The sequence below is a fragment of the Streptomyces sp. NPDC059534 genome, assembly GCF_042743475.1.
Classification (GTDB): Bacteria; Actinomycetota; Actinomycetes; order Streptomycetales; family Streptomycetaceae; genus Streptomyces.
This window is the reverse complement of sequence record NZ_JBHWAQ010000004.1, coordinates 112,455-132,358: the sequence shown is the minus strand read 5'-3', so window position 1 is coordinate 132,358 and position 19,904 is coordinate 112,455. Positions and strand designations below refer to the sequence as shown.

Sequence of the window (19,904 nt, the reverse complement as noted above, 5' to 3'; positions counted from 1 at the left end):
CGAGCCGCGCAGAACGGAGCTCGCAGATGACCGAACGGACGGCACGCCCCGCCCGGGCCGCCCAGGCCCCGTCCGCTCCCGACCCCGTCACGGCTCCCGCGCCCGCCCCGCCCCCGACGGCCCCCGCCCCGCCCGCCCCGCCGCCCACGGGGCCCGCACCCGTCACCGCCGCGGCCCGGGTCGCCGCGCCCCCGACGGCCCCCGCCCCCACCCCCGTGCTCCAGCCCGTCGGCCGACTCCGGCTCGACTGGCCCCGCACGTTCGCCGACCGGCTCACCGCACCGCTCCCCGGCGTCCGGGCCCTGGCGCGGCTCGCCCGCGAGGGCGCCGTGCGCCCCCGGGCCGAAGGGCTCCGGGACATCCCCCTGCTGCCGTTCGAACCCGGTCCGCTGCCCTCCGCCGGGCCGGACACGCTCTCCATCACCTGGGCCGGGCACGCGAGTTGGGTGGTGCGCATCGGCGGGCTCACCGTGCTCACCGACCCCGTCTGGTCGCGGCGCATCTTCGGCACCCCGGCCCGGCTCACGCCGGTGGGCGTCCGCTGGGAGGACCTGCCGCCCGTGGACGCCGTCGTCATCAGCCACAACCACTTCGACCACCTCGACGCCCCCACCCTGAAACGGCTGCCCCGGCACACCCCGGTCTTCGTCCCGGCCGGACTCGGCCGCTGGTTCGCGCGCCGAGGCTTCCACCGCGTCACCGAGCTCGACTGGTGGGAGGCGTCCGAACTCGGCGGCGTGCGCTTCGACTTCGTCCCCGCCCACCACTGGTCCAAGCGCACCCTCCTGGACACCTGCCGGTCGCTGTGGGGCGGCTGGGTGCTGACCGACCGGTCCGGCCGGCGCGTCCACTTCGCCGGGGACACCGGCTACGGCCACTGGTTCGCCGAGATCGGCCGCCGCTACCCCGCCATCGACCTCGCGCTGCTCCCCATCGGGGCGTACGACCCGCGCTGGTGGCTCAGCGACGTCCACACCGACCCGGAGGAGGCGGTCCGGGCCCACCAGGACCTCGGGGCACGGCGGATGGCCCCCATGCACTGGGCCACCTTCGTCCTCTCCGCCGAGCCCGTCCTCGAACCCCTCACCCGGGTGCGGGCCGCCTGGGAGAAGGCCGGACTGCCCCGCGAGGCACTGTGGGACCTGCCGGTCGGCGCCTCACGGGTGCTCGTGCCCTGACACACCGTTCCCCGGCATCCCGTTGTTCCCCGGCATCCCGTTCCCCGGCGCCTCGCGCTCCGGTGCCCCGTTCCCGGGTGCGGCGTCCCCCACGGCCCGCTCGCCTTCGGTCCGTTCCCCCGCGGCCCGCTCGCCTTCGGCCCGTCCGCCCTCGGTCCGGCGCGTACCGCGGATCCGCCGCCACAGCCCCGGGACCGCGCTGACCAGGACGGTGAGACCGATCGCCGCCACGACCCCCTGCCACGGCTCGGGGAAGAGCGAGCCGCCCAGGATCCCGATCAGCTGGTAGGTCGCCGCCCAGGCCAGGCAGGCCGCCGCATCGGCGCGGACGAACCGGCGCAGCGGCATCCCGGAGAGCAGGCACGCCAGCATCACCGGGATCCGGCCCGCCGGCACCAGCCGGGACAGCACGAGCACCGACACCTGATGGGTCTCGAGCCGCTCCTGGGCCTGGGCGAGCCGCTCCGGGGTGACCCGGCCGCGCAGCGCGGCCAGCCACCGCGAGCCGTTGCGGGAGCGGATCCCGCGCTGCCCCAGCCAGTACAGCGCCGTGTCGCCGAGGAACGCCGCGCTCGCGGACACCAGGAAGACGTGGAGCAGCGCCACGGGCGAGGTCTGGTGGAAGGCGACCACCGCGGCCGAGCTGACGATCGCACCGGTCGGCACGATCGGCACCAGCGCGCCGAGCGCCACCAGCAGGAACAGCGACGGATAACCGACCGCCTGCTGCGTCGACTCCGGCGGCAGCTCCCGCACCGCCGTGACCATGCCGGTGAACCCACCGATCACCGGGCGACCTCCGGGCGCACCCGCTCGCCGTGGCCGAGCAGGTGCACCGCCACCTTCGGCGCGAGCCGCGCCGCGTGCCGCACGAACTCGTCCCCCGGGGCGTGGAACTCGTGCGGCCGGACCCCGTCGAGCCCGATCGGCCAGTACGTGCCGTAGTGCACCGGCACCGCCGCCGCGGGGGAGAGCGCGGCGAGCGCCTCGGCCGCGCGCGCCGCGTCGAGATGGCCGTGCCCGAGGTACGGACCCCAGCCACCGACCGGCAGCAGCGCCACGTCGACCGGCCCCACCGCGTCCGCCATCCCGTCGAACAGGCCGGTGTCCCCGGCGAAGTACGTCCGTGCCTCGCCCTCGACGACGAACCCCAGCGCGGGGGCGCGGTGCGGCCCGACCGGCAGCCGGCGCCCGTCGTGGAGCGCCGGAACGGCCCGTACCGTCACGCCCTCCACCGTCACCGTGTCACCGGGCTCCACCTCGGTCAGCCGCAGCCCGTTCGCGCCGAGCCTGCGCAGTCCCGGTACGGCGGCGGGCGCCCCGCGCGGCACGAGGATCCGTGTCCCGGGCGCGAGCAGGGCGAGCGAGGGCAGATGGAGATGGTCGGCGTGCAGGTGCGAGACGAGGACCGCCTCGGCGCGGGCGGCCCCCGGCGGCGGCAGGGCGCCGCGCCGACGGCGCAGATGGGCGAGCCGGCGTGCGAACAGCGGGTCGGTGAGGAAGCGGACCCCGGAGTCCTCGACCGTGCAGGTCGCGTGACCCCACCAGGTGACCTCCACCGGCATGCCGCCTTCCGTCCTCGGGGCCGCGGCCGCCGCGCCCGATGTCCGCGGCCGTTCCGTAACTCCGTTAACGAGGGTAAATGTCCGGAGCGTGCTCCGGAGGATGTTCGGCCGTCCGGTTCCCCAGTAGGGTCGGTCCATGGACGACGTTCGGGTGGCGGCGATCGCCAGCCTCACCCCGCTCGAAGAGCTGGACAGCGACCCCTTCCTTGTCGACACGCGCGGCCAGCACGCGATCTGTGCGCGCTGGGCCGACGACATGGGGTACGTGGTCGCCCGCCGGCTGCTGTTCTACGGCATCCGGCCCGACCACGAGGCCCTGTGGGCGGACGTGGAGGCGGGGGCGGTCGACCTCTTCGTCGCCGCCAACGAACGGGTCCTCGCCCGCGCGCTGACCTCCGTGCCCGAATTCCGCGCCGAGTGCGAGCGGCGCGGGGTGCGGGTGGAGACCGTCCGCCCCGACGAACCGGCCTATGACGCGGCGGCCAAGGCCGGTGTCCACCGGCGGCTCTCCATGCCGACCGCGGGCTACGACGGCTCCTGACCCGCCGCCGGCCGACGCGGACCTGACACACCCGGGCAGCCCGCCGTCACCCGTTCACCGGCCCCGTCGTGGGCGTTGTGCCACGCTTGGGGCAGGTAACGGGCGAAAGGTGAAGCGGGCGTGGGTGACGGGCGATGGGGTGGCGCCGAACGCTGGCGGTCCGCGGGCAGGACAGTGGCGCGGGTGGTCGCGGTCTGGGCGGTGTCCACCCTCACGATGCTGGCCCTCGCCGGGCTGCTGCCCGACTTCGAGCTCCAGTCCGCCGACGGCGACAGCCTCACGAGAACGGCCCTCACCGCCGCCACCGCCGCGGGCGCCTTCGGTCTGCTCGGCGCGCTGGTGTGGCCGCTGATCGTCCGGGCCCTGCTGCTCGTCCCGGCCCTCGTCCTCGGCCTGCTCGTCTTCTTCCTCAACGGCTCGATGCTGCTCGTCGCGCTCTGGCTGATCCCCGACGGGCGAGGCGCCGCCGACCCCGAGACGGCCGTCGTGGTCGCCGCCGTCATGTCCGCCGTCGCCTCCGCCACCTCCACGGCCCTCGCCGTCCGCGACGACGACGCCTACCGCCGTCGGCTCTACCGGCTCACCGGCCGCACCCGGCCGCGCGACCCCGGCGACCCGCCGGAAGCCGACCCCGGGACGGTCTTCCTCCAGCTCGACGGCGTCGGCCACCACGTGCTGCGCGGCGCCGTCGCCGACGGCCTCATGCCGACCGTCGCCGACTGGCTGGACACCGGCCACCGGCTCACCCCCTGGCGGACCGACTGGTCCAGCCAGACCGGCGCCAGCCAGCTCGGCATCCTGCACGGCTCCAACGAGGACGTGCCCGCCTTCCGCTGGTACGAGAAGGACACCGGCCGGCTCATGGTGTCGAACCGTCCGGCCAGTGCCGTGGAACTCCAGCGACGCGCCGTGCGCCGCACCGGCGACGCCGGACTGCTCACCGTCGACGGCGCCTCCCGCGGCAACCTCTTCAGCGGCGGCGCCGACCAGCTCGCGCTCGTCCTGTCGATGGCCGCCCGGCGCGGCAGGCGCAACCGCTCCCGGGCCGGCTACTTCGCGTACTTCTCCGATCCGGCCAACGCCGTCCGCACCGCCGGATCGCTCGTCACCGAGTGCGTCCGCGAGATGTACCAGTCGACCCGGGCCCTGCTGCGCCGCGAGACCCCGAGGGTGTCGCGCGGCGGCACGTACCCCTTCGTCCGCGCCTTCGCCACCGTCGTCGAGCGGGACGTCGTCGTCTCCGCCGTGATGGGCGACATGCTGGCCGGACGCACCGCCGTCTACGCCGACCTCGTCGCCTACGACGAGGTCGCGCACCACTCCGGCCCGCACGGCCGCGACACCGACCAGGTCCTGCGCCGCCTCGACCGCGCCATCGCGCTCATCGCCACCGTCGCCGAGCACGCCCCGCGGCCGTACCGGATCGTGCTCCTCTCCGACCACGGGCAGAGCCCCGGCGAGACCTTCGAAGGGGCGTACGGGCTGACGCTCAAGGACCTCGTACGGGCCGGGTGCGGGCTTCCCGTGCCGCGCCGGGTGCGGCGCACCCGCTGGGGGCACCCCCTGACGGAGTCCGGGGGAGGTTCGGAGGCGCGGGACGCGGCCCGCGACGCCCTGCGCAGCGCCCTGCACCGGCCGGTGGACGAGACCGTCGAGACGGCGCGGGAGCTGCCCGCGCGGCCGTCCGAACCGCTGGTCCTCGCCTCGGGCAACCTCGGCCTGGTCTCCTTCCCCGACGTGCCCCACCGGATGACCCGCGAGGAGATCGAACGGCGCCACCCGGCGCTCCTGCGCACCCTCGCGAACCATCCGGGCATCGGCTTCGTGCTCGTCGCGAGCGCCGAGCACGGCTCCGTGGTGCTGGCCCGCGACGGCGTCGAGGTGCCGGTCGACGAACTCGTGGACGGAGGGCCGCTCGCCGTCTTCGGACGGGGCGCGGCGGCGGCGGTACGGCGCACCGACGGGTTCCCGCACGTCGCCGACATCATGGTCAACTCGATGTACGACCCCGCGACCGGCACCGTGCACGCCTTCGAGGAGCAGATCGGCTCGCACGGCGGGCTCGGCGGCGAGCAGTCCCACCCCTTCCTGCTGTCCCCGCCGGACCTCTCGCCGCCCGTCGACACGGGGGAGGAACTGGTCGGCGCGGAGCGGGTGCACCACGTACTGCGGCGCTGGCTCCGCGAGTCCTCCGGCCCGCAGGTGCCGCTGGAACTCTCCCCACCCGCGAGCGCACCGGAACCCCTTCTGCCCGTCGACGACCCCGTCGTACCGGACACCAACCACTGACTCCTCGTCCCGCCCACGGTGATCCCGGCCCACCGACGGCGCGCGCGACGACCACGGACAACGGGCCCTGGCCGCCGGTGGGGCCGGACGCCGGACTCCTGGCCCCTGGCCCCGGGTGGGGTCGGACGCCGGGCCTCTGGCCCCGGCGGGGTCGGATGCCGGGCGCGGCCCGGGTGGGTGGGGACGCAGGCCCTCTGCCTCTGGCCCCCGGGTGGGGTCGGACGCCGGGCCCCTGGCCCCTGCGGGGCCGGTCCCCCCACTCCACCGCCGGGGCGGTGAATCCGGTGCCCCCGCTGTAGGCCGCCCGGGCGGAACTCGGGTCCCGACCGCCGCCCGGGCACCCGGACGGGGCAGTACGGATCTCCGTGAGCCCCGCGTCCGGACCGACCGCCGCACCCGCCTCCCCGGCGGGGCGCCGGGTGCGCCCGGAGCGGGCCCGGCACCGCTGGATCGCGCTGCTCCTCGTCCTCGCCGCGCTGTTCGGCGCCGGGGCCGCGGCTGCCCTGTCCGGCGGGGGCGCCGAGCTTCGTACAGCCTCCGCCTCCGCTGCTTTCCTGGCTCCGCCGGTCTCGCCGGTCTCTTGGGGCTCGCTGGTCTCCCCGGGACCTCCGGCTCCGCCGGCATTCCCCGACTCCCCAGTGCCTCTGGGATCTCCGGCTTTCCCGGGATCTCCGATCCCTCCGGCATCCTCGGTCCCTCCGGGCTCCCCGGCTTCCCCGGGCTCCCCGGCTTCCCCGGGCTCCCCGGCTCCCCCGGGATCTCCCGTCTCGCCAGGCTCCCCTGCCTCCCCTGCCTCTCCTGCCTCTCCTGCCTCTCCTGCCTCCGACCCGGGCGGGGAGACCCACGATCTGGCCTCCACCGAGGCCGGGCTCCCCGGCCGGACGCGTCGGCATCGCAGGGGGCTGCGCCCGGACAGGACCGGACTCCGGCCGCATGGCGCCCGCGGGTGCCGGGGGACGCCCGTTCCCGACGTCCCCGCTCCGCGCGGTGACGCCCTCCGGCGCGTGGTGATGCGCTGCTGAGAGGCACGTGCCTTCGCAGCCGAACGACGTCACCATCCCCCGCACCGCGAGGAGTTCCGTCATGCCCGTCGACCCGTATGCCGTCCTTCAGGCCCTCCTGCGAGCGGAGGCGTCGCGCGCCCAGCGCGCCGACCGCTCCACGGCCGAACCGCCCGCCCCGGCACCCGCTCCCGCCCCCGAGTCGCGCGCACCCCGCGAGAACCCGCCCCGCTGAACCACCGGGCCCGCGTCCGGCCGGGTTCAGGGTCGGGCCGGGCCCCGCGTCCGGCACTCGTCGACCGCCGGGCGGTCCGGCGCGCCGACCCGGGCCAGGGCAGGGGCCGGGTTCAGGCCGGTTCCGGTGCCCCGACGGGTGTCGCGGTGCGGCGGGAGTGCAGACCGACGAGGGCTGCCGCGGCGGTGGCGAGGGCGGTGAGGGCGAGGAGGGCGGGGACCAGGGCGACCACCGGGCCGGCGGCGAGGCAGCAGACGCCGCCGACGGCGAGCGCGGTGGGGCGGCGGCCCGAGGTGCGCAGGACGATGGCGGCGGCGCCGAGCAGGAAGATGCCGACACCGCCGGTGAGCGACCAGGCCACGACGCCGTGCAGGGGTTCGGCGAGACCGTAGTGGCCGGTGTCGGCGACCTGCTGGAGGACCTTCTTCATCCCGAGCGCGCACAGGACGACGCCGGCGACCAGCGGAAGGTGCAGGAAGGTGTAGACGTCGCGGGCGAAACGGGTGCGGTCGTCGCCGTCGAGGGACGTGAGGTGGTGTTCGGCCGCCTCGCCGAGCTGGCGGAAGTACAGCCGCCACAGCCCGGCCGCGAGGAGCAGTCCGGCGGCCGAGGCGCCGAGGACGGCGTAGGTGAGGGGGAAGTCGGAGACGCCGACGCCCATCGCCACGATGGACTCGCCGAGCGCGATGATGACGATGAGTCCGTGGCGTTCGGCGAAGTGACCGGGGGAGTTGACGCGCCAGCCGGAGGATCCGGTGACGTAGACGCCGCCGTAGTCGATGGCCACGGCCCCCAGCCACAGGAGGAGCTGGATGCGGCCGCTGTACGCGCTCCCGATGAGCAGCAGCACCAGCGGCGGTGCCACCGACACCATGGCGGTGCGCCGCAGGGTGGCGCGCAGGCCGGGGTCACCCGGGCTGGAGATCCAGTACGAGGTGAGGTGGAGGATGCGGACCGTCCCGTAGCAGAGTACGAAGAGCAGGGGCGCCGACAGCCCGCCGGGCGTGTCCGCGAAGACATGGGGCACCGCGAGCGACACGATCAGGACCGTGGCCATCACGGTGACGAGGACGGCGAACACAGCGCCGGAGTCGGCCCGTACGACGTTCCCGAGCCACGCGAAGCAGCACCAGCACCACCAGAGCAGCGCCAGCACGACCATGCCGCCGACCATCCGCACCGGCGACGGCGCGGCCGCCATCAGGGCCGTGACCTGCGTGATCGCGTACACGAACACCAGGTCGAAGAAGAGTTCCGCGGGCGTCACCTTGTGGTCGTCCGCGGTGGCCACCATCCGGGCCCGTTCCCTGTTCCACGCCATCGCTGTCTCCCCCTCCGGGGGACCGGTCCCGGCCACCCCGGCGCGAAGAATACCCACGGCCGCCCGCCGGCGGCACGCTGTCCGAACTCCGGCACCACGTAAGGCATCACGCCCCGCCCCGGACTTCCTTACCTCCGGGGTAATCGACCCCCCGGGCGGTGGACGGCATGCTCGTGGACACCGGAACCCGGGCGGCGCACTCCGACCGGGCTCCGGGTCCACGACCAGCACGAACGTCCCCCTTGGAGGGTGATCCGTCATGTCCCAGGCTCTGCTCGCCGGTCTCGCCCGCACCACCCGGCCCCAGTCGGCGGTGCGTCGGTTCCTCGCTCTCGACGCCGTCGTGACGGGGGCCAACGGGATCGCGTACCTGGCCGCGTCCGGTCCCCTCGGGGAACTGCTCGGGGTGGACGCGGGCCTGCTGTTCGAACTCGGGTTGTTCCTCACGGCGTTCGCCGCCGGGGTGGCCTGGCTGGCGAGCCGTCCGGAGCCGTCGGCGCTCGCCGTGAAGGCGGTCGTGGACGCCAACGTGCTGTGGGCCGTGCTGAGCGTCGTCGCCCTGGTCGCCTGGCTGGAGCCGACCACCGCGGGCCTGCTGTGGACGCCGATGCAGGCGGCCACCGTCGCCGGGTTCGCCGGCCTCCAGTGGGCGGCGCTGCGGGCCGCTACGCGCTGAGCGACCGGAGGTACGCGACCGTCGCCGGGTCGGCCGGGAGGAACGTCTCGATGGCCAGCTCGGCGACCGTCACGTCCATCGGGGTGTTGAACGTCGAGATCGACGACACGAACGACAGGACCTGCCCGTCGTGCGCGATCCTCATCGGCAGCGCGAAGTACGGATACGGCTCCTCCGCGGGGGAGTCGTCGGCCTCGGCGCCCGGCGGCAGCGGATACGCCGCCACCTCCTCGTACAGCGCACGCAGCGACTCCGAACGCGCCAGGGCGATCTGACGCTCCATCTGGGCGAGCAGGTGTCCTCGCCACTCCCGCAGGTTCAGGATCCGGGGGGCCAGACCCTCGGGGTGCAGGGTGATCCGCATCGCGTTCAGGGGCGGCGTCAGCAGGTGCTCCGGCAGCCCTTCCAGGAGCAGCCCGATGCCCCGGTTGGCGGCCACCACCGTGTACGAGCCGTCGACCACGAGCGCGGGAAACGGGTCGTACCCCTCCAGCAGCCGCTCGATGCCCTCCCGCAGCGTCTCCAGCCGCGGGGCGTCGAGCGGCGACTCCGTGTACCGGGGGGCGTACCCGGCGGCGAGCAGCAGCGCGTTCCGCTCCCGCACCGGCACGTCCAGGTGCTCGGCGAGCCTCAGGACCATCTCCTCGCTCGGCCGGGACCGGCCCGTCTCCACGAACGAGATGTGCCGCGCGGACGAGTCGGCACGCAGCGCCAGCTCCAACTGGCTCAGCCTCCGCTGCTCACGCCACCCGCGCAGCAACGCCCCCACACCCGTGTCGCTCACGACAGTCGTCATGGCCAGACGGTATCCCAGAGGGGGACCCCGGGTACCTTTCCCCCAGGGCCCCTGTCCGTCACCCCGCACCACCCGACCGGAGGGAGCACCGCCGTGCCCACACAGCCGCTGTCGCAGAAGGAGATCGAGGACCGACTGCGGGAGCTTCCGGGCTGGTCCGCCGACGGCGACCGCCTCTCCCGCACGTACCGGCTCGCCGACCACTTCGCCGCGACCGCCCTCGTCGTCCACGTGGCCCGGATCCAGCAGGAGCTCGACCACCACTCCGACCTCACCCTCGGCTACAACTCCGTCGCCCTCTCCGTGAACACCCATTCCGCCGGCGGCGCCGTCACGGAGAAGGACTTCGAACTCGCCGAGCGCGTCGAAGGGATCGCCCCCGGCCACGGCGCCCACTGACCACCCGTCGGCCACCCGCCGGAGCGCCCATAGGATCACCGGCATGGCGAACACCCTGCTCGACTACGAGGCCGAGGCGGCGCACTACGACCGTACCCGGGGCGGAGTGCCCCGGGCCCGGGCCGCGGCGGAGGCCGTCCTGTCCCTCGTGCCGCCCGGCGCCCGCACCCTGCTCGACCTCGCGTGCGGAACCGGCCTCGTCACCGAACGGCTCGTCAGGCCCGGCCTGAGCGTGTACGGCGCCGACGCCGCCCACGCCATGCTGCGGGTGGCCGAGGGACGCCTCCCCGGCCGGACCGTGCGCGCCGACGCGCGACGACTGCCGCTGCCCGACGCCGCCGTGGACGCGGTCAGCGCCGTCTGGCTGCTCCATCTCGTCCCCTTCGCGCCGGAGATCGTCGCGGAGGCGGCCCGGGTGCTGCGCCCCGGCGGCGTCCTGATCGCCACCGTGGACAAGGACGCCGCCCACGACGTCGGCAGCGACATCGACGCGATCCTCCGCCCGCGGCGCTCCGCCCACGTGGGCTCCGACACGTCCGCCCACATCACCGCGCACGCGGCCCTGCACGGCCTCGCCCCCACCCCCGGCGCCGACTTCACCGGCCACGGCCAGGGCAGTTCCCCGCGCGACACCCTCCGTAAGCTGCGCGGCGGCTACTACGCCTCCTGGTTCCGCGGGGACGCGGCGGACATCGAAGCCCTCGCCGCCTCCCTCGCGGCCCTCCCCGACCAGGACCGCCCCCGCGCCGACCCGCGCTACCGGCTCGCCCGCTTCGTCCGGCGCGGCTGAACTCCCGTACCGCGGCCAGGATCGGCCGGGCCGAAGCCTGCTCTCGACAGGCCGCGTCCCGACCGTTCCCGGACCGTGGCGCGGGGGCACGCCCCGAGCGTGCTCAGGCCGCCGGGCCGCCCCAGGTCTCCGAAGCGAACGCGGCGAAGGAGCGCGGCTCGCGGCCCAGGATCCGCTTCACGCCGTCCGTCGCGGAGGCGTTGTGGCCGTCGAGGAGCGTCGCGAACAGGGCGGCGAGCCACTCCGCCTCCGGGGCCGACAGGCCGAAACCGGCGAGCATCGCGGCGTAGTCGGCCTCGGAGACCGGCAGGTAGGCCACCGGGCGCCCCGAGGCGCGGGAGATCTCGGCCGCCACCTCGGCGAAGGCCACGGGCCGGGGGCCCGTCACCTCGTGCACCCGGCCGGCGTGACCGTCCGCCGTCAGGGTCTCCACGACGACGTCGGCGAGGTCGTCCGCGTCGATGAACGGTTCCGCCGTGTCTCCCGCGGGGAAGACGACCGCGCCTTCGGCGACCCCCTCCGCGAGGAGCCCCTCGGAGAAGTTCTGCGCGAAGAACGAGGCGCGTACGACGGTCAGTTCGGCTCCCGAGGCCGCCGCGCGCAGGGACTCCTCCGCCTGGACCGCCTCGGGCTCCCCGCGACCGGAGAGGAGGGTCAGCCGCCCTACGCCGTTCTCGACGGCCAGTCGGCCGAAGGTCTCCATCGCCTCGACCGCGCCCGGGGCCGCCAGGTCGGGGTAGTACGCCACGTACGCGGCGTCCGCGCCCCGCAGCGCGGGGGCCCAGGTCTCCGGGGCCTCCCAGTCGAAGGGCGTCGCTCCGGTGCGCGACCCGGCGCGGACCGTCGCGCCGCGCGCCGCGAGCCGTTCGGCCACCCGCCGGCCGGTCTTTCCGGTGGCGCTGGTCACCAGGACCGTCGCGGCGGGGGCGGTGGGTGCGGTCTGCGTGTTCTGCGTGTGCGTCGTCATGGCTCAAGACTCCCGCCCACGGGCGCCGTCGCCCATGCTCCGCCGTCTCACGGACCTACGCCTCCGTCTCACGGACCTACGCCTCCGTCTCACGGGCCCGCACGCTCTACCCTTGCGGACCATGGACGCACTCGCCGGACTCCTCGACGGGCCACGCGCCAAGGGCGCCTTCCTCCTCCGCATGATCATGGAGCCGCCGTGGTCCGTGCGGATCGAGGACGAGGCCCCGATCTGCCTGATGTGCGTCACCGAGGGCGAGGCGTGGATCGTCCCCGACACCGGGGAACCCGTCCTCCTGCGCCCCGGGGACATCGCCATCGCGCGCGGCCCGGAGCCGTACACCGTCGCCGACACCCCCGACGCCCCGCCCCGTGCCCGGATCGGCCCCGACGGCACCTGCACCACCCTCACCGGCGAGCCCCTCTCCCAGTCCATGCGGCTCGGCGTCCGCACCTGGGGCAACGCCCCCGACGGCGGCACCACGGTCCTCGTCGGCACCTACCTGATGGACGGCGAGGTCGGGCGCCGGCTCCTCGACGCCCTGCCGACGCTGGTGCACCTGCCCGCGGACGTGTGGAACTGCCCCCTCATGCCCTTCCTCGACGAGGAGATCTCCCGTGACGAGCCCGGCCAGAGCGTCGTCCTCGACCGGGTCCTCGACCTGCTGCTGATCGCCGCCGTCCGCGCCTGGTTCGCCCGGCCCGGCGCCGAGGCCCCCGCCTGGTACCGGGCCATGGGCGACCCGGTCGTCGGCCAGGCGCTCCGACTGCTCCAGAACGACCCCGCCCACCCCTGGACCGTCGCCTCGCTCGCCGCGAAGACGGGCGTGTCCAGGGCCGCGCTCGCCCGCCGCTTCACGACCCTCGTCGGCGAGCCGCCGATGGCGTACCTCACCGGCTGGCGGATCGCGCTCGCCGCCGACCTGCTGCGCGAGCCGGACGCCACGGTGGAGGCCGTCGCCCGGCGGGTCGGCTACAGCGGCGCCTTCGCCCTGAGCGCCGCCTTCAAGCGGGTCCGGGGGATCAGCCCGCAGGAACACCGGACCGCCCGGGAGTGACGGCACCGGGGTCGGGGCCCTGGACCTGCGGTCCGCGACCGGAGGCGCGAGGCCCGTGGTCCACCGGCCACGGGACCGGTTTGCCGTACCGGCAACATTTCTCGCGCTCCGGTCCGCCTCGTCGCACGCTGGGGCCATGACCCAGCATCGCGCATCCCAGCACGGCCCTTCGCACGGCGAGGGCGACGGCGGCCGGCACACCGACGCCGGCCCGCACACCGACGGCAGCCCGCACACCGACGGACACCGCCACACCGCAGGGCACGGGCACGGGCATGGTCACCACCACGACGGCACGCACCTGGACTGGAACGAGCTGGCCTCGCTCCTGGAACTGCAGGCCGAGATCGCGAGCCCGGCCTACGCGGACGCCGCCGCCTGGCTCGGCACCCTCGCCGCGGTGCCGGGGGTACGCCGGATCCTCGACGTCGGCAGCGGCCCGGGCGTGGTCACCAGCCTGCTCGCCGAGGCGTTCCCGGCCGCCGAGGCGGTCGCCGTCGACGGATCACCCGAGCTCCTCGCCCTCGCGCAGGCGCGCGCCGAGGTCCGGAGAATCGGCGCGCGCGTCAGCACCGTGCACGCCGAACTCCCCGAGGCGATCGGCTCGTTGGGGCGTGCCGACCTCATCTGGGCGGGCAACTCCATGCACCACATGGGCGACCAGGGCGCCGCGCTCGCGCAGTTCGCCGAACTGCTCAACCCCGGCGGCCTGATGGTCCTCGTCGAGGGCGGGCTGCCCACCCGTCATCTTCCGTGGCACATCGGGATCGGCCGGCCGGGCCTGGAGGCCAGGCTCGACGCCGCTCACGCGGACTGGTTCGGCGAGATGCGCGCCGAACTCCCCGACGCCAAGGACGAGCCGGACGACTGGCGGGCGCTCCTCGCCGGCGCCGGACTCACCCCCGCCGGCACCCGCACCTTCCTCACCGACGTCCCCGCGCCGGTGTCCCCGGTCGTCCGGGAGCTGGCCGTGGCCCACTACACACGCCTGCGGGAGGGCTGCGCCGGCCGGCTCGACGCGGACGACAAGGCGACGCTCGACCGGCTTCTCGACCCGGCGGACGCGCTGTCCCTGCACCACCGCACGGATCTGTTCCACCTGACGGCCCGCACGGTCCACACCGCCCGCAAGGGCTGACGGCGCGGCGCCCGGCGCCGTACGTCAGGACACCGGCTCCAGTCGCCACCACTGGAACGGGGAGTCGGTGTCCTCCCACTGCCGCACGTTGCCGCCGTCCTCCCGCGACGCGTCGGCGACCTCCAGGAACAGCCCGCTGACGAAGCTCACCAGGGCCACCGTCCCCGGCGACTGGAGGTCCTGCTCGATGATCCACTCCTGCGCGCCGAAGTTGTTCGCCTTCCACTGCTGGATGTTGGCGCCGTTCTCCGTGGACGCGTTCGCGACGTCGAGCCGCTTCCCGCTCGCCGCGTTGACGAGATGGTGGAGGCCGCCGCCGTTCGGCACGGGCGTGATGTGCCAGTGCTGTCCGGCGCTGCCGTTCTCGGTGCCCTGCTGTACGTTCGCGCCGCTGCGGCTGGACCCCTGGTACACCTCCAGCAGCAGCCCGCTGGCCACGTTCCGTACCCGGTAGAGGCCCTCCTCGACGGGTCCCGGAGCACCGCTCACCGTACCGACTCCTTCATTTCACCCGTCAGTTGGACGCGCGGCGCACGGGCCACGGGGTGGCCCCCGCGAGGCCGTCACCGACTCTACGTCCCGGGTACGACAGCGAGCCCGGCCTGACACCATGGGGCCGGTGACCGATTCCGATCTCCGTTCCCTGCTCGACGACCCCGCTCGGGTCCTGCGCCACGACCGCGCCGAGCTCCGCACCCGCATCGACGCCCTGCCGGAGGACGACGGCGGGGTGGGCCGCGAGGTGTTCACCCAGGCCGAAGCCGTCTTCGGCGGCGCCCACGTGACGTCCGCCGAGTTCGCTTCGTGGCTGCACTTCGCGGCGACCGTCCTCGGTCACCCCGCGTACGCGGAGCGGGTGGCGGCCGCCGAACCGGGGCTGCCGTGGCGGACGGTGTGGTCCTGGTGGCGGCCGGTCGGCGCCTACGAGGCCGAGCCCAACCTCAGCGGCGACCGCTCCGCCGAGATGTGCGAGGTCGACGGGACGCCGCTGCTCAAGGTCTGGGCCCTCTGGTGCCCGGACACCTGGTTCGACCCGGCCACCGGACAGGTCCGCCCCGCCCCCGCCGCCGCCCCCGCCGAGCCCCTGGACGAGGAGGAGCCCGACGGGCCCTGGCTGTTCGACGCCGACGAGGAGTCCTGGTCGCTGCACGCTCCCGACGGCTGGGAGGAGCCGGTCCCGCTGGCCGGCGGCCGGTACGTCTTCCACGACGCGCGCGGTGTCGTCGTCGTCGAACAGAACGACGCGGCCCTCGCCGACTGGCCGACGGGCGGCGCCGACGCGTCGGACCGGACACCGCCGGACGGCGGGCCGTGGTTCCGCCCCGGTACGAGGAACACCGCCGGCCCCCTCACCGCGGCCCGCCTCGACGGGGTGTTCGGGCCCGCCGGCGTCGTCCGGGTCCCGGCCGACGAGCAGCCCGCGGCCCTCACCCACGCCTCCACCCGGACCCTGCTCGCCGAGGCCGGCCTGCCCCGGCACTGGGCGGCCGGCGTCACGTCGTTCGCCGTGGCGGACGCCCTCCTCGGACCCGGCCCCGAGGGCCTGCTGAGCATCGGCTCGTTCGACCTCGGCTACTGCGACGCGGGGGAGGTCTTCCTCCATCCCGTGACCGGCGCGGTCGGCCTGCGCCAGCCGGACGGCAGCCACGGCCCCGGCGGCGACGCCGTCTTCCCGCTCGTCCGCGACCTGGACGCCTTCGTCCGGTTCCTGGAAGGCGTCCGCCGGTACATGGGCGCGTGCTGGGACCCGTACGAGGGGGAGGACGGCGTGAAGGCGTTCCTCCGGGCGATGGCGGAGGTGGACGCCGAGGCGCTGGCCGAGGGCGCGCCCGGCGCCGAGGTGTGGGAGCACCTCTTCGCCTCGGTCACCGAGCTGGGCGTCCACGGCTACTGAGCCGCCGCACCGCCGAGGCGGCGCGCCGCCCCCACCCCCTCCGTCTCCTTCAGGCGCCGACGTGGAACTCGGCCGGGTCGGGGCCGAGACGGCGGTTCTCGTCGAGGGCGGCGACCGCGGCCAGGTCCTCGGCGTCCAGCTCGAAGTCGAAGACGTCGATGTTCTCGCGGATCCGCGAGGGGGTGACCGACTTCGGGATCACCACGTTCCCCAGCTGGAGGTGCCAGCGCAGCACCACCTGGGCCGGCGTCCGGCCGTGCTTGCGGGCGATCGCGACGATCGCCGGGACCTCCAGGAGCCCGCGGCCCTGGCCGAGCGGCGACCACGCCTCGGTCGCGATGCCGAGCCGCGCGTGCACCTCGCGGGACGCCTGCTGCGACAGCTGCGGGTGGAGCTCGATCTGGTTGACGGCGGGCACGACCGACGTCTCGCCGATCAGCCGCTCCAGGTGCTCCGGCAGGAAGTTCGAGACGCCGATCGCCCTGGCCCGTCCGTCGGCGTGGATCTTCTCGAAGGCGCGGTACGTGTCGACGTACGCGTCCTTCGCCGGCACCGGCCAGTGGATCAGGTACAGGTCGACGTAGTCGAGCCCCAGCTTGTCGAGCGAGGCGTCGAAGGCCCTCATGGTCGAGTCGTAGCCCTGCTCGCTGTTCCACAGCTTGGTGGTGACGAAGAGCTCCTCGCGGGGGATCCCGGAGGCGGCGACGGCCCGGCCCGTGCCCTCTTCGTTCCGGTAGATCGCGGCGGTGTCGATCGAGCGGTAGCCGGCCTCCAGAGCGGTCGCCACGGCCGTCGCCGCCTCGTCGTCCGGCACCTGCCACACGCCGTAGCCCAGCTGCGGCATCAGGACGCCGTCGGCGAGGGTGATCGAGGGAACCTTGCTGTCCGTGCTCACGTGGAGTGGATCCTTACGTTGTCTCGGGTCGTGACGGCCGTACGCCCCTGCCGGCCGTACGGGCACTTCCCCCGTTCAACGATCACGGGCCGCTCCGCATTCCTGCGGGCGCGGCTCAGCCGTACAGTGCCTCGACCTCCGCCGCGTACGCCCGCTCGATCGCCTTCCGCTTCAGCTTCAGCGAGGGCGTGAGCAGGCCGTGCTCCTCGCTGAAGGGATGCGCGAGGATCCGGAACGTCCGGATCGACTCGGCCTGCGAGACCAGCGTGTTCGCCGCCACCACGCCCCGCCGGATCTCCGTCTCCAGGGCCGGGTCGCGGACCAGCTCGGTCGGCGCGAGCGGCGCCCGCCCCTGCATCGCGAGCCAGTGCTCCACCGCCTCCTGGTCGACGGTGACCAGGGCGGCGACGTACGGCCGGTCGTTGCCGACGACGATGCACTGGGCGATCAGCGGATGCGCCCGCACCCGCTCCTCCAGACCCGAGGGCGCCACGCTCTTGCCTCCCGAGGTCACCAGGATCTCCTTCTTCCGCCCGGTGATCGTCAGATAGCCGTCCGCGTCGAGGGCGCCGAGGTCCCCGGTGGCCAGCCAGCCGTCGTTGAGGACGGCGGCGGTCGCCTCCGGATTGTTGAGATAGCCCGAGAAGACCTGACCGCCGTGCAGCCACACCTCGCCGTCCTCCGCGATGTGCACCGTCGTCCCCGGGACCGGCTGCCCGACCGTGCCGTACTTGGTCCGCCCGGGCGGATTCGCGGTGGCGGCCGCCGACGACTCGGTCAGCCCGTACCCCTCGAAGACCGTGACCCCCGCGCCCGCGAAGAACAGCCCCTGCCGGCGGGCCATCGCCGAACCGCCCGACATCGCGTGCCGGAGCCGCCCGCCGAGGGCTGCCCGGACCTTCCCGTACACCGTCTTCTCGAAGAACTGGTGCTGGACGCGCAGCGCCGCCGACGGCCCGGGACCCGTCCCGAACGCCTTCTGCTCCACCGCCTCCGCGTACGCGACGGCCACCTCCACGGCCTTGTCGAAGGGGCCGGTCTTCCCCTCTCTCTCCGCCTTGCGCCGGGCCGCGCGGAAGATCTTCTCGAAGACGTACGGAACGGCCAGCACGAAGCTCGGCCGGAACGCCACCAGGTCCGGCAGCAGCTCCGCGGCCGCCATCACCGGCTGATGCCCCAGCTTCACGCCGCTCCGGACCGCAGCGACCTCCACCATCCGCCCGAAGACGTGCGCGAGCGGCAGGAACAGCAGCGTCGACGCCTCGTCCCCCGGCCGGGACCGGAACACCGGCTCCCAGCGCCCCACCAGCATGTCCGTCTCGAACATGAGGTTCGCGTGGGTGATCACACAGCCCTTCGGACGGCCGGTCGTCCCCGACGTGTAGATGACCGTCGCCACCGTCTCCGGGGTGACCGCCCGCCGGTGCCGGTGCACGACCTCCTCGTCGATGTCCGCGCCCGCCGCCGTCAGCTCGTCCACCGCGCCCGCGTCCAGCTGCCACAGCCGCTGGAGCCGGGGCAGCCGGTCGATCACCGAGCCGATCGTCATCGCGTGGTCCTCGTGCTCCACCACGCACGCCGTGACCTCGGAGTCGTACAGCGTCCAGAAGACCTGCTCGGCCGAGGAGGTGGGATAGACCGGCACGGGCTGCGCGCCCACCGCCCACAGCGCGAAGTCGAACAGCGTCCACTCGTAGCGGGTACGGGCCATGATCGCGACCCGGTCGCCGAACCGCACACCCTCCGCGATCAGCCCCTTCGCGAGCCCGAGGACCTCGTCCCGGAACCGCGCGGCCGTCACGTCCCGCCACTGCCCGTCCGGGCCGGGATCCTTCCGGCCGAACGCGATCCGGCCGGGCTCGGCGAGCGCGTGGTCGAACACGGCGTCCGCCAGACCGCCGACCTGAGGCGCCGCCTCGACGGGCGGCACGGTGAACTCGCGCACTGACCTGCTCCTCGGCGGCTCGATGGCTGGAAAAGCTCGTTGTCGCGCTCCGTACGGCGCGGGTGACGGTACCCCACCCGCCTGCCCGGCGGGAGGGCCTTCACCAAGCCGGGACATTCCGCGTTCTCACAGGTCAGGGCCGGTGAGGTGGCCAAGTCACGGGCACTCCGGGGCCGTTACGGACCGCGCGGTACGTCCACCCGGCGGGAATCTCCACGGAATCCATACCGGCCGCTCACGCGCGGGCCCCGCGCCGCCGCCTCCGGGGCGCCCCCGACCCCGCCGCACCGACCGGTCAGCGAGGCCGGTGCAGCCGGTCGCCGCCCGCGAGGATCGCCTCCGCCAGGGCGTCGGCCGCCTCCTGCACCGCCCCGCCCCGGCGCCCCGACCGCAGCACGAAGCCGACCTCGCCGAGCTCCGGCAGCCCGGCCCGGGCCGGTACGGGGACGAGCCCCGGCGGCACCAGGCCCCGCGTGTGCGCCATCACCCCGAGTCCGGCACGCGCCGCCGCGACGTTCGCGCTGAGGCTGGAACTCGTGCACGCGATCCGCCACGCCCTGCCCTGCGCCTCCAGGGCCTCCAGGGCCCGCGCCCGGGTGATCCCCGGCGGCGGGTAGAGGATCAGCGGCACCGGCCGGTCGGGGTCGAGCCGCAGCCCCGGCGCCCCGATCCAGACGAGCGAGTCCTCCCAGACGAGCCGGCCCCCGCTCTCCTCCCCGCGCCGCTTGGCGAGGATCAGATCGAGCCGGCCCGCCGCGAGCCGGGCCTGGAGCGTCCCCGACAGCTCGACCGTCAGCTCCAGGTCGACCTCGGGGTGCTCGCGCCGGAACGACTCCAGGATCTCCGGCAGTCGGGTCGTCACGAAGTCCTCCGACGCGCCGAACCGCAGCCGCCCGCGCAGCCGGGTCCCGCCGAAGAACGCGGCCGCCCGCTCGTGTGCCTGGAGGATCGTGCGGGCGAACCCGAGCATCGCCTCGCCGTCCTCCGTCAGCTCCACCCGGTGCGTGTCCCGGGTGAACAGCGGCCGGCCCGTCGCCTCCTCGAGGCGCCGCACGTGCTGGCTGACGGTCGACTGGCGCAGCCCGAGCCGGTCGGCGGCGCGCGTGAAGCTCAGCGTCTGGGCCACGGCGAGGAAGGTGCGCAGCTGGGTGGGCTCGTACACGGGTCGACGCTATCGCGGCCGGGTCCGTCGCTCATCACGAACGGCGATGACAGTC

19 protein-coding genes are annotated in these 19,904 nt (G+C 74.8%); 10 read left to right on the top strand and 9 right to left on the bottom strand.

The window, feature by feature from the left end; translation table 11 throughout:
* The first annotated feature begins 26 nt into the window (after nucleotides 1–26).
* Nucleotides 27–1,178: an MBL fold metallo-hydrolase gene (locus ACFVZH_RS06605; RefSeq protein WP_384893903.1), complete on the top strand. Its 1,152-nt coding sequence runs from the start codon at nucleotides 27–29 to the stop codon at nucleotides 1,176–1,178.
* On the opposite strand, the gene ACFVZH_RS06600 is transcribed toward ACFVZH_RS06605, so the two are convergent.
* On the bottom strand, nucleotides 1,158–1,946 hold the full coding sequence (locus ACFVZH_RS06600) for a DedA family protein (protein WP_384894279.1): 789 nt from the start codon (nucleotides 1,944–1,946) through the stop codon (nucleotides 1,158–1,160). The two genes, ACFVZH_RS06605 and ACFVZH_RS06600, sit on opposite strands and share 21 nt — an antisense overlap.
* 17 nt (nucleotides 1,947–1,963) lie before the next feature.
* Nucleotides 1,964–2,743 (bottom strand): MBL fold metallo-hydrolase, encoded by a 780-nt coding sequence (locus tag ACFVZH_RS06595; protein WP_384893901.1) that lies wholly within the window; start codon nucleotides 2,741–2,743, stop codon nucleotides 1,964–1,966.
* 136 nt (nucleotides 2,744–2,879) lie between these two features.
* On the opposite strand from ACFVZH_RS06595, the gene ACFVZH_RS06590 reads away from it, so the two are divergent.
* The 3 genes from ACFVZH_RS06590 (at nucleotide 2,880) to ACFVZH_RS06580 (ending at nucleotide 6,809) form a co-directional block, all read left to right on the top strand.
* A complete protein-coding gene (locus ACFVZH_RS06590) occupies nucleotides 2,880–3,284 on the top strand; it encodes a hypothetical protein (RefSeq protein WP_384893899.1) in 405 nt (134 codons plus the stop codon).
* Nucleotides 3,285–3,404: 120 nt separating this feature from the next.
* Nucleotides 3,405–5,573: a phage holin family protein gene (locus ACFVZH_RS06585; protein WP_384893898.1), complete on the top strand. Its 2,169-nt coding sequence runs from the start codon at nucleotides 3,405–3,407 to the stop codon at nucleotides 5,571–5,573.
* 1,083 nt (nucleotides 5,574–6,656) lie between these two features.
* Complete coding sequence (locus ACFVZH_RS06580) at nucleotides 6,657–6,809, top strand: hypothetical protein (RefSeq protein ID WP_384893896.1); 153 nt, start codon at nucleotides 6,657–6,659, stop codon at nucleotides 6,807–6,809.
* A 112-nt stretch (nucleotides 6,810–6,921) separates the two neighbouring features.
* Here the strand turns inward: ACFVZH_RS06580 and ACFVZH_RS06575 are convergent, their stop codons facing one another.
* Nucleotides 6,922–8,130, bottom strand: coding sequence for a low temperature requirement protein A (locus ACFVZH_RS06575; RefSeq protein WP_384893894.1), 1,209 nt, complete (start codon nucleotides 8,128–8,130; stop codon nucleotides 6,922–6,924).
* A gap of 259 nt (nucleotides 8,131–8,389) precedes the next feature.
* On the opposite strand from ACFVZH_RS06575, the gene ACFVZH_RS06570 reads away from it, so the two are divergent.
* A complete protein-coding gene (locus ACFVZH_RS06570) occupies nucleotides 8,390–8,806 on the top strand; it encodes a hypothetical protein (RefSeq protein ID WP_384893892.1) in 417 nt (138 codons plus the stop codon).
* Here ACFVZH_RS06570 and ACFVZH_RS06565 read toward each other — a convergent pair.
* Nucleotides 8,796–9,602: a helix-turn-helix domain-containing protein gene (locus ACFVZH_RS06565; protein ID WP_384893890.1), complete on the bottom strand. Its 807-nt coding sequence runs from the start codon at nucleotides 9,600–9,602 to the stop codon at nucleotides 8,796–8,798. The two genes, ACFVZH_RS06570 and ACFVZH_RS06565, sit on opposite strands and share 11 nt — an antisense overlap.
* A gap of 93 nt (nucleotides 9,603–9,695) precedes the next feature.
* Here ACFVZH_RS06565 and ACFVZH_RS06560 point away from each other — a divergent pair, with 93 nt between their 5' ends.
* Nucleotides 9,696–10,001: a 4a-hydroxytetrahydrobiopterin dehydratase gene (locus ACFVZH_RS06560; RefSeq protein ID WP_384893888.1), complete on the top strand. Its 306-nt coding sequence runs from the start codon at nucleotides 9,696–9,698 to the stop codon at nucleotides 9,999–10,001.
* A gap of 55 nt (nucleotides 10,002–10,056) precedes the next feature.
* The gene (locus ACFVZH_RS06555) at nucleotides 10,057–10,791 is read left to right on the top strand and encodes a class I SAM-dependent methyltransferase (RefSeq protein ID WP_384894277.1); all 735 of its coding nucleotides are present in this window, start codon (nucleotides 10,057–10,059) and stop codon (nucleotides 10,789–10,791) included.
* 103 nt (nucleotides 10,792–10,894) lie between these two features.
* Here the strand turns inward: ACFVZH_RS06555 and ACFVZH_RS06550 are convergent, their stop codons facing one another.
* Nucleotides 10,895–11,758, bottom strand: coding sequence for an NmrA family transcriptional regulator (locus ACFVZH_RS06550; protein ID WP_384893886.1), 864 nt, complete (start codon nucleotides 11,756–11,758; stop codon nucleotides 10,895–10,897).
* A 121-nt stretch (nucleotides 11,759–11,879) separates the two neighbouring features.
* On the opposite strand from ACFVZH_RS06550, the gene ACFVZH_RS06545 reads away from it, so the two are divergent.
* Nucleotides 11,880–12,815, top strand: a complete 936-nt coding sequence (locus ACFVZH_RS06545; RefSeq protein ID WP_384893884.1) for an AraC family transcriptional regulator — start codon at nucleotides 11,880–11,882, stop codon at nucleotides 12,813–12,815.
* 136 nt (nucleotides 12,816–12,951) lie between these two features.
* Entirely contained in the window at nucleotides 12,952–13,953 is a 1,002-nt protein-coding gene (locus ACFVZH_RS06540) for a class I SAM-dependent methyltransferase (RefSeq protein ID WP_384893882.1), read from the top strand.
* Between the two features lie 24 nt (nucleotides 13,954–13,977).
* Here the strand turns inward: ACFVZH_RS06540 and ACFVZH_RS06535 are convergent, their stop codons facing one another.
* Nucleotides 13,978–14,442, bottom strand: coding sequence for an RICIN domain-containing protein (locus ACFVZH_RS06535; RefSeq protein ID WP_384893880.1), 465 nt, complete (start codon nucleotides 14,440–14,442; stop codon nucleotides 13,978–13,980).
* A 130-nt stretch (nucleotides 14,443–14,572) separates the two neighbouring features.
* Between ACFVZH_RS06535 and ACFVZH_RS06530 the strand changes: the two genes are divergently transcribed.
* The gene (locus ACFVZH_RS06530) at nucleotides 14,573–15,847 is read left to right on the top strand and encodes an SUKH-4 family immunity protein (protein WP_384893878.1); all 1,275 of its coding nucleotides are present in this window, start codon (nucleotides 14,573–14,575) and stop codon (nucleotides 15,845–15,847) included.
* A 49-nt stretch (nucleotides 15,848–15,896) separates the two neighbouring features.
* On the opposite strand, the gene ACFVZH_RS06525 is transcribed toward ACFVZH_RS06530, so the two are convergent.
* From ACFVZH_RS06525 to ACFVZH_RS06515, 3 genes are all read right to left on the bottom strand, one after another.
* Nucleotides 15,897–16,691, bottom strand: a complete 795-nt coding sequence (locus tag ACFVZH_RS06525) for an aldo/keto reductase (protein ID WP_384894275.1) — start codon at nucleotides 16,689–16,691, stop codon at nucleotides 15,897–15,899.
* Nucleotides 16,692–16,857: 166 nt separating this feature from the next.
* Complete coding sequence (locus ACFVZH_RS06520; protein ID WP_384893876.1) at nucleotides 16,858–18,687, bottom strand: AMP-dependent synthetase/ligase; 1,830 nt, start codon at nucleotides 18,685–18,687, stop codon at nucleotides 16,858–16,860.
* A 295-nt stretch (nucleotides 18,688–18,982) separates the two neighbouring features.
* The gene (locus tag ACFVZH_RS06515) at nucleotides 18,983–19,849 is read right to left on the bottom strand and encodes a LysR substrate-binding domain-containing protein (RefSeq protein WP_384893874.1); all 867 of its coding nucleotides are present in this window, start codon (nucleotides 19,847–19,849) and stop codon (nucleotides 18,983–18,985) included.
* Nucleotides 19,850–19,904 lie beyond the last annotated feature (55 nt).

What these genes read in the sequence shown, in the direction of transcription:
- ACFVZH_RS06540 (WP_384893882.1), top strand. Translation starts at nt 12,952, where the DNA reads ATGACCCAGCATCGCGCATCCCAGCACGGCCCTTCGCACGGCGAGGGC.
- ACFVZH_RS06595 (WP_384893901.1), bottom strand. Translation starts at nt 2,743, where the DNA reads ATGCCGGTGGAGGTCACCTGGTGGGGTCACGCGACCTGCACGGTCGAG.
- ACFVZH_RS06600 (WP_384894279.1), bottom strand. Translation starts at nt 1,946, where the DNA reads ATGGTCACGGCGGTGCGGGAGCTGCCGCCGGAGTCGACGCAGCAGGCG.
- ACFVZH_RS06575 (WP_384893894.1), bottom strand. Translation starts at nt 8,130, where the DNA reads ATGGCGTGGAACAGGGAACGGGCCCGGATGGTGGCCACCGCGGACGAC.
- ACFVZH_RS06550 (WP_384893886.1), bottom strand. Translation starts at nt 11,758, where the DNA reads ATGACGACGCACACGCAGAACACGCAGACCGCACCCACCGCCCCCGCC.
- ACFVZH_RS06570 (WP_384893892.1), top strand. Translation starts at nt 8,390, where the DNA reads ATGTCCCAGGCTCTGCTCGCCGGTCTCGCCCGCACCACCCGGCCCCAG.
- ACFVZH_RS06580 (WP_384893896.1), top strand. Translation starts at nt 6,657, where the DNA reads ATGCCCGTCGACCCGTATGCCGTCCTTCAGGCCCTCCTGCGAGCGGAG.
- ACFVZH_RS06525 (WP_384894275.1), bottom strand. Translation starts at nt 16,691, where the DNA reads ATGCCGCAGCTGGGCTACGGCGTGTGGCAGGTGCCGGACGACGAGGCG.
- ACFVZH_RS06545 (WP_384893884.1), top strand. Translation starts at nt 11,880, where the DNA reads ATGGACGCACTCGCCGGACTCCTCGACGGGCCACGCGCCAAGGGCGCC.
- ACFVZH_RS06590 (WP_384893899.1), top strand. Translation starts at nt 2,880, where the DNA reads ATGGACGACGTTCGGGTGGCGGCGATCGCCAGCCTCACCCCGCTCGAA.
- ACFVZH_RS06605 (WP_384893903.1), top strand. Translation starts at nt 27, where the DNA reads ATGACCGAACGGACGGCACGCCCCGCCCGGGCCGCCCAGGCCCCGTCC.
- ACFVZH_RS06565 (WP_384893890.1), bottom strand. Translation starts at nt 9,602, where the DNA reads ATGACGACTGTCGTGAGCGACACGGGTGTGGGGGCGTTGCTGCGCGGG.